This is a genomic window from Streptomyces sp. NPDC005803 (assembly GCF_040630435.1).
Lineage (GTDB): Bacteria > Actinomycetota > Actinomycetes > Streptomycetales > Streptomycetaceae > Streptomyces.
Window position 1 is genome coordinate 1 of record NZ_JBEXXO010000089.1, and the last position, 1,086, is coordinate 1,086.

Annotated in this window: 2 protein-coding genes and 1 pseudogene; all 3 read left to right on the top strand. The window is 71.5% G+C overall.

What is annotated here, in order from left to right; genetic code table 11:
• Positions 1 to 634, top strand: a pseudogene (locus tag ABZ454_RS38940) (hypothetical protein); the annotation flags it as partial.
• Positions 631 to 870, top strand: coding sequence for a hypothetical protein (locus ABZ454_RS38945; RefSeq protein ID WP_359544152.1), 240 nt, complete (start codon positions 631 to 633; stop codon positions 868 to 870). The pseudogene ABZ454_RS38940 and the gene ABZ454_RS38945, both read left to right, overlap by 4 nt.
• A 24-nt stretch (positions 871 to 894) precedes the next feature.
• On the top strand, positions 895 to 1,086 hold a 192-nt coding region (locus tag ABZ454_RS38950), incomplete at its 3' end, for a single-stranded DNA-binding protein (RefSeq protein ID WP_359544153.1).

Below are 1,086 nucleotides of genomic sequence, written 5' to 3' on the forward strand. Positions count from 1 at the left end.
GACAAGCAGCCTCGGCGCCCGCCGCCGCCTCCGCGCCCTCCACGCCCTCGGCTGGCCCCTGCAGGACCTGGCCGCCGCCCTCGGCTGGCCCGTCCACAAGGTCGGCAACATCCTCGACCGGTACCCCGTCTTCGTCAGCGAGCACCTCGCCGTGTGCGCCCTCTACGACCAGCGCTGGGCATGGATCCCCGAGGAGCACAACATCCCCGCCGACGAGGCCGCCCACGCCCGCCTCGCCGCAAAGATCGGGCAGTGCCACTCACCGCTCGCCTGGGACGACGAAGCCCTCGACGACCCGAAGGGCCGGCCCCGCACCTCCCAGGACACCGCATTCGGGGCCGCGGACCCCGCCGCCGCGCTCCGCGCCCTCGACGGCGACCGCGTCGAACTGTCCAGCCGCACCCGCACCCTCGCCATCTCCTACGGCGCCCGGTACCTCGACATGCCGTGGGACGTCATGGCGCAGCGCCTCGGCATGGAGGAGGACACCGTCCGCCGGTCCTGGGAGCGCATCAAGAAGCGGGTGCGTGCCCGTGCGGACGGCGCACGAACGTGGGTCGACGACCCCCGCTTCACCGATTCCAGTTACCTCGCCGTCGAAAACAACGCGAACCGGCGGCGGGCCGCAGCATGACGCCGGCCGCCGCCCGCGACGTCGACATCTCCTGCCGGACCAAGGTGGGCCGCTACGAGACCCACGCCGAGGCGAAACGCGCCTGGAAGTGGCTACGCAAACAGCCCGGCCGGCGACACCTCCAGATCTACGACTGCCGGCACTGCCCCTACTTCCACATCGGCAACCCGCCCGGACACCAGACCTACATGCGCTCCGGACACCCGTACACCACCGGCCGCGACACCGCGGCCTGACACCCATAGGGAGCACACCCGCCCATGTCTGGCGAAACCGTCATCACCGTCATCGGGAACCTCGTCGACGACCCCGAACTCCGCTTCACCCCGTCCGGCGCCGCCGTCGCGAAGTTCCGCGTCGCCTCCACCCCCCGCATCTTCGACCGGCAGACCAACGAGTGGAAGGACGGCGACGGCCTGTTCCTCACCTGCTCCGTGTGGCGCCAGGCCGCC